The sequence below is a fragment of the uncultured Methanofollis sp. genome (genome assembly GCF_937919355.1).
Taxonomy (GTDB): Archaea; Halobacteriota; Methanomicrobia; order Methanomicrobiales; family Methanofollaceae; genus Methanofollis.
The window spans coordinates 1-6,656 of record NZ_CALFSA010000087.1; the positions used below are offsets into that span (position 1 = coordinate 1).

A 6,656-nucleotide genomic window follows, 5' to 3' on the forward strand; every position below is an offset into this window, starting at 1 on the left:
CCCCTCATGATGGCAGCGGCCAGGATCACTCACCCCCACGTCTGGAATGTCTCGAAGATCAAGGGGAGCGGCAACTACTCCAGTCTTCAGGCTATCCCGCAGAATAAGATCGGCGATGGCGACACCATCCGCATCTGGGGCGTGGAAGACAGGGTCTACGAGGGCGGGATCGTCATCGACGCACCTGACGTGACGGTCACGCGCTGGGACGGGTCGCCCGCACAACCCGTCATCACCGGCCCATGGTCCTACGACGCCCCGGTCTTCACCGTCACCGCGGACAACGCCACCTTCCGCGACCTCAAAATCTCCGGGAACACAAATCGGGGCAACGGCGCCGGGATCAACGCCGCCGGGAGTGATGGAGACCACATCCAGCGTCTCACTATCGCAGACTGCACCTTCACCGGCAACACCGCACTGATCAGCGGCGGAGGGGCATACATCGAGCGGTGCACTGGCGCTGAAATCACCAACTGCATCTTCACCGGCAACACCGCAAAATACAGTGACGGCGGAGGGGCATGCATCAACTGGTGCACTGGCGCCACAATCACCAACTGCACCTTCACCGAGAACACCGCATTCGACGACGGTGGAGGGGCATACATCAACGGGGGCACTGGCGCCGAAATCACCAACTGCACCTTCGCCGAGAACACCGCGGAATTCTTCGGCGGAGGGGCATGCATCAACTGGTGCACTGGCGCCACAATCACCAACTGCATTATCACCGAGAACAGTGCACAGACCGGCGGAGGGGCATGCATCAACGGGTGCACTGGCGCCGAAATCACCAACTGCATTATCACCGAGAACAGTGCACAGACCGGCGGAGGGGTATACATCAACTGGTGCACTGGCGCCACAATCACCAACTGCCGCTTCGACAACTCCAACAACCTCCGTGCATCTTCCTCCTCTGCGGTCCTGAACACATCCCGGACGCCGGGGACGAACATCGCGGGCGGGCCGTACCTCGGTGGCAACCTCTGGCTGCGTGACCCCGCCCAGAACATCTCGGAGTGGTGTGCGGACGCCGACTTCGACGGCATCTGCGACGAACCTCTGACCATCACCAAAACCGGTGGCGGAGTTTTCGGCACCGACTCCCTCCCGCTGGTGTACGGCGGGACGGTGACGGTCGCCTCGACGCCCGCAGGGGCGTACGTCCACCTGGACGGCGTGAACATCACCCGCACAACAGACACCTCCCTCTACCTCCCCATCGGCGAGCACGATGTCACCGTCACCCTCGCGGGCTACAAAACCCGCGGGAACCAGACGGTGACGGTCTATGCAGACAAGAAGACAGAGGTCACCTTCGAACTTGAACGCGAGTGCGGGGAGATCGATGTAAAGTCCGTACCGGAGGGGGCGCGGATACTCCTCGACGGAGTGGACAAGGGCGTGACCAATGCAGTTCTGGACAAAATCTCGACAGGACCGCACAACGTCACGGTCACACTCAAAGACCACGTCACGCAGACAAACGAGAGCGTGATGGTCTATGCAGACAAGAAGACAGAAGTCACCTTCGAACTCGAGCGCGAGCGCGGGGAGATCGATGTAAAGTCCGTCCCGGTGGGGGCGCGGATACTCCTCGACGGAGTGGACAAGGGCGAGACCAATGCAGTTCTGGACAAAATCCCGACAGGACCGCACAATGTCACGGTCACCCTCAAAGACCACGTCACGCAGACAAACGAGAACGTGATGGTCTATGCAGATCAGATGACAGAGGTCACCTTCAAACTTGAGCGCGAGTGCGGGGAGATCGATGTAAAGTCCGTCCCGGTGGGGGCGCGGATACTCCTCGACGGAGTGGACAAGGGCGAGACCAATGCAGTTCTGGACAAAATCCCGACAGGACCGCACAATGTCACGGTCACCCTCAAAGACCACGTCACGCAGACAAACGAGAGCGTGATGGTCTATGCAGATCAGACGACAGAGGTCACCTTCGAACTTGAGCGCGAGTGCGGGATCCTCAACGTCTCCTCTGTACCGGAGGGGGCCCGGATCGTCCTCGACGGAGTGGACAGGGGTCAGACCAATGCAGTTCTGGACAACATCCCGACAGGACCGCACAATGTCACGGTCACCCTCAAAGACTACGTGACTCAGATTAATGATACAGTGACGGTCGAAGCAGGGAAGACGACAGAGGTCACCTTCAAACTTGAACGCGAGTGCGGGATCCTCAACGTCTCCTCCGTACCGGAGGGGGCCCGGATCGTCCTCGACGGCGGGGAAACTGAATGGTCGACCAACGCGACCCTGGAGGGCATCCCCACGGGTGACCACAAGGTCACAGTCGAACTCGCGGGGTACGTCACGCCTGAAAACCAGACGGTGAACGTCTATGCAGATGAGACGACAGAGGTCGTCTTCGAACTTGAACGCGAGTGCGGGTTCCTCAACGTCTCGTCCGTACCGGCTGGGGCGCGGATCGTCCTCGACGGCGTGGACACCGGAAAGGTGACCGACGCGATCCTTGAAGACATCCTGCCGGGCGAGCACAATGTCACAGTCACCCTTGACGGCTACGTCACGCCTGAAAACCGGACCGTGACGGTCTCTCCGGACGAGACGACAGAGGTCGCCTTCGCCCTCGAAGCCCTGCCGGGCCCGACCCCGACACCCACGCCATCACCATCAGGTTCCGGCGGCGGGCACTCTGACCTCGCTGCCGACTCGACAGGAAAGATCCCGGCCGGCGGCACCGGCACCCTGGCATTCCGGGGTTCTGCAATCTACGAGATCAGGGTGACGGTCGGCGAGACCATCCAGCAACTCCTTGTCACCATCGGGCGGAGCGGCCTGCCCTCCGGCGTCGGGGCACCGGCCAGTGTGGTCTATGAATACGACGAAGTGACACTCTACCACACGACCGACGACGCCATCGAGGGCGCCCTCATCCTCTTCAGCATCCCGAAGGCATGGCTGGAGCAGAACAACATCGACCCGGCAGACGTCGTGCTCTACCGCTACCACGACGGCGCCTGGCAGGCACTCACCACCGGGGTCAGGGACGAAGACGCAACCTTCTGGTACTTCTCGGCAGAGAGCACGGGCTTCTCCCTCTTTGCAATCGGAGGAGAACCGGCACCCGTCGCCGTTAAAACAGCGGAAGCAGGAGAACAGGCAGGGACAACAGAACCCGCCCCGACAGTGACCGAAACTCCGGCAGCACCGCCAAAGGAGACACCGCAGACATTCCCAACCACACTCATACTCGGAGCGGCGGCGGCGATCATCATCATCGCCGCAGTCGTCCTCTGGAAGAGGAGATAAAAAACAAAACTTTTTTTTTGAGCCTGTCCCTCCGCAGCGGCGGCGACCCCGGCACGGCACGCCCGTCACTTCGTCAGGGAACCTCCGATGTATCCTCCCACATACCCGAAGAGGCCGAGGAGGGGGAAGAGGGCGACAAGGATGAAGAGCGTCGACCCGAGGAACTTGAGGACATTGATGTCGCTCGGGGCAACCTGCATGCCGTACACGGTGATGGCGACCGCCAGCACCAGCGCGTTCAGGATGCCGACAAGAACGCCTGCCTTCACGCCGTCTTTTCTGCCCCCCCGCCCGATCCAGCCTGCCACGATCCCTCCGAAGAAGGCACCGCCGATGGTGATGAGGTAATTGATGACAAGCGCCACCAACAGCCCGCCTATCACGCCGATCCAGAACTTCTGCGAATTTGATTCGTTCATGGACAATAGTCCTCCTGACCATCGGCATCCGGGAGGACCCGGTGGGATCGACGGCGTTCCTCGAACGCGCATCGCAGCAACAGGGAGCAGCGCCTGCACGGAAGTGCTTGCGTTCCCGGATGCATGGCACTGGAGAGATATTCACGGTCCTATATAAATGTGGGCGGGGTGGACGGGTGCCTTCCTGCACCCTGCAGTGACACGGGGGGCGCACCTCTTCTCCCGCGCCGCCGACGGCCGGCCATCGGCCTCGACAGGGGCGGCAGGAGGGAGTGTGCGGGCATGACCGGCCCCTTCCCCTGAGAGGCTGACGTGCGGGACGCGGTGCAGGGACGCTGAAAAATAATGCCTGAGTCCCATCGCCGGGTGAATGTCCTCATTTTGGAGAAAATTATAATACTGATCTCATGGTATTGACCGGAGTAACCTGACCGGCATCCGACACAGCATGATGACGGTCCGGGAGAGAAAGAGGCGAGGTACATGCTGAGAAGACGGGCAGAAGCGGCCCAGATGGGCAGAGAAGAAGGCGCACAGCGGTATAAGATGAAGGAGAAACTCATCTCCATCGGGGACGACTACTGGATCGAGGACGAGGCCGGGAAGAAGGCCTATAAAGTGGACGGAAAAGCGCTCCGCATCAGGAACACCCTCGTGATCCAGGACAGCGAGGGAAAAGACCTCTATAAGATCCAGGAGAGGATGCTCCGCATCAGGGACACTATGGAGATCGAAAAGGCCGAGGGCGGCACCGCGGCCACGATCAAGAAGGCCCTGATCACCCCTCTCCGGGACAGGTGGACGGTCCAGATCCCTGACAGCGAGGACTGGAGCATCCAGGGGAACATCCTGGCCCACGAGTACAGGATCGACGCCGGGCGGGACCGGGTCGCCGAGGTCTCGAAGAAATGGTTCAGGCTCAGGGACACCTACGGCGTGGAGATCGCACCCGGCCACGACGCCGCCCTCGTCCTGGCGATCACGGCCGCGGTCGACCAGATGGCGCACGACTGAAGGGAGAGGAGATAGGGGAGCGGCCCCGGCGGGACGGGAATGAGCGCGAAAAATGAACCTGACGGCGATCTGGGGGGCGCAGGCTCGTCTCGCATGGTCATGCAGATGCTTGCGTCCTCCAGCGGCTGGCTCTTCATCCTTGCCGTGATCGGGTCGGCCCTGGTCTCGGTCAGCCTCTTTGTCTTCGGGTTCATCCTCACCATCCTGACGGTCGTCGAGACATTTACCGTCCTCAGTTTCGAGCCCGCGGCACTGGAGGCATTGCTCTCCGTCTCCATCAAGATCATCGACATATTCCTCGTGGCCACGGTCTTCTACATCATCTCCCTGGGCCTGTACGAACTCTTCATCGCCAAGGCCCCTCTCCCCGGCTGGGTGGAGGTCCGCGACCTCGACGACCTGGAGACCAAACTCCTCGGGGTCGTTGTCATCGCCCTGGCCGTGCTCGTCCTGGGGCAGGCCGTCACCTGGAAGAGCGACGCCTCAACCCCTATCCTGGACTTCGGGCTTGCTGTCGGCGCGTCAATTCTCGCGATATCGGGATACCTGTGGGTCAAGAGGTGACTGCAAAGGTATATCTCGCACCCTCTCCCTCAGGGATGCGATGGCATACCGGCCGAACATCGACGACGAGTCGGTCCTCAGGCGGTGGATGGGCATTGAGGCCGGGCGGATCAACGACGCCCTTGTTGCCGAGAGAAAGACCCTCGCCCGCCTCCTCGGCGAAGAACACCCGTCGTCGACGACGAAGGGGGGGAAGGAGTACGCCTTCGACCGCGAGGTGATCCGGACCCTCGGGGACCGTCTCCCTGCGGAGATGCACGACCGCCTCTGGCTCCCGATCGTCTTCTCCTTCTCGCCCGAGGTGAAGGACAGTTTCTATCTCAGGGACGGGACGGCGCTCCTCGCCCTCCAGACGCTCGGCGAACTCGGGGCGCTGCGCGAGTTCCATAAGGGACGTCTCTGGGTCTCGAACGCGATCGTCTACGCGATGATGAAGAAATATCCGACCGTGATCCAGATCGGGATCGGGTGACCCCTATCTCCCGAGTCTCCAGACGAAGGCGGCAAAAATTGCCAGCAGCCCGGTAAAGAGGAGGAAGACGGTGATGTCTTCGGCGGTGAGGGAAAGGTAGGTCGTCTCCGCCGCCATCTCGCCTCGGGCGCTGTGGCCGCGGGTGTCGGCCTCGGCCCGCACCAGGTCCTGCGGCGTCGCCGGGGGGCGGTAGTCCGCGGCCGGGGTGGCGTTGACAGCGCTGTCATTCCCGAAGGGCGTGAGGTTCACGAGGGGGAAGGACGGCACAGCCTCGCCCGCCGTGGTTGGCACGGCGAGCAGGGCCGGGAAGAGGAAAAAAGCGGCTGCCAGGAGGCACGCGGGGTTGTGCATAGTGCATCCTTTTTTTCTGATCGACATTGCTCTATTTATCCCTGCCGTTCCCTTCGCCGCAGGAAGGTATATATAACAATATTATAATCCACGTTCGATATATCATGCCTGATATTATCGTCACCATTGGCCAGGTCGGCGGGAGCGTCATCGCGTTCCTGCCGTACCTTGCTGCCGCCGTGATCATCCTGCTCATCGGCTGGGTAATCGGGCGCCTGCTCGGGTCGGTCGTGTCGGCGTTCCTGGACCGGATCGGCGTGGACGACGCCCTCAGGAAGACGGGGCCCGGTGCGGCGGTCGAGAAGAGCGGCCTTATGATCGTCCACCTCTTCGACCTGCTCGTGCGGTGGGCCGTCTACCTGATCGCGATCATGGTGGCGGCGAGTGTCCTCCAGATCGAGACCCTCTCGCGAACCGTGGCCGCCATCGTCGCCTACCTCCCGAACATCGCGGCTTTTGTGATCATCCTCATCGCCGGCCTCATCCTGGTCGACTTCTTCGCCGACGTCCTGGAGAAGATGAGTTCCGCGGCAGAGGTC

At 61.6% G+C, this 6,656-nt stretch carries 7 protein-coding genes and 1 pseudogene; 5 read left to right on the forward strand and 3 right to left on the reverse strand.

Annotated elements, in window-relative coordinates; all coding sequences use genetic code 11:
* Nucleotides 1-3,297, forward strand: a 3,297-nt coding sequence (locus Q0520_RS03965) for a PEGA domain-containing protein (RefSeq protein ID WP_298666894.1), incomplete at its 5' end; no start/stop codon positions are given.
* A 65-nt stretch (nt 3,298-3,362) separates the two neighbouring features.
* Here Q0520_RS03965 and Q0520_RS03970 read toward each other — a convergent pair.
* Together Q0520_RS03970 and Q0520_RS03975 are read right to left on the reverse strand one after the other, a co-directional pair.
* Entirely contained in the window at nt 3,363-3,716 is a 354-nt protein-coding gene (locus Q0520_RS03970) for a DUF5518 domain-containing protein (RefSeq protein WP_298666897.1), read from the reverse strand.
* A 141-nt stretch (nt 3,717-3,857) separates the two neighbouring features.
* On the reverse strand, nt 3,858-4,076 hold the full coding sequence (locus Q0520_RS03975; RefSeq protein WP_298666900.1) for a hypothetical protein: 219 nt from the start codon (nt 4,074-4,076) through the stop codon (nt 3,858-3,860).
* A gap of 123 nt (nt 4,077-4,199) precedes the next feature.
* Here Q0520_RS03975 and Q0520_RS03980 point away from each other — a divergent pair, with 123 nt between their 5' ends.
* Genes Q0520_RS03980 through Q0520_RS03990 form a run of 3 tightly spaced genes read left to right on the forward strand, consistent with a single transcriptional unit; the run spans nt 4,200 to nt 5,766 of the window.
* Nucleotides 4,200-4,730: an LURP-one-related/scramblase family protein gene (locus tag Q0520_RS03980; protein WP_298666902.1), complete on the forward strand. Its 531-nt coding sequence runs from the start codon at nt 4,200-4,202 to the stop codon at nt 4,728-4,730.
* Nucleotides 4,731-4,769: 39 nt separating this feature from the next.
* Nucleotides 4,770-5,294, forward strand: a complete 525-nt coding sequence (locus tag Q0520_RS03985) for a YqhA family protein (protein WP_298666905.1) — start codon at nt 4,770-4,772, stop codon at nt 5,292-5,294.
* Nucleotides 5,295-5,334: 40 nt separating this feature from the next.
* Nucleotides 5,335-5,766, forward strand: a complete 432-nt coding sequence (locus Q0520_RS03990) for a DUF61 family protein (protein ID WP_298666908.1) — start codon at nt 5,335-5,337, stop codon at nt 5,764-5,766.
* A gap of 3 nt (nt 5,767-5,769) precedes the next feature.
* On the opposite strand, the gene Q0520_RS03995 is transcribed toward Q0520_RS03990, so the two are convergent.
* Entirely contained in the window at nt 5,770-6,117 is a 348-nt protein-coding gene (locus Q0520_RS03995) for a hypothetical protein (protein WP_298666910.1), read from the reverse strand.
* A 104-nt stretch (nt 6,118-6,221) separates the two neighbouring features.
* Between Q0520_RS03995 and Q0520_RS04000 the strand changes: the two are divergent.
* Nucleotides 6,222-6,656: pseudogene (locus Q0520_RS04000) on the forward strand (hypothetical protein); the annotation flags it as partial.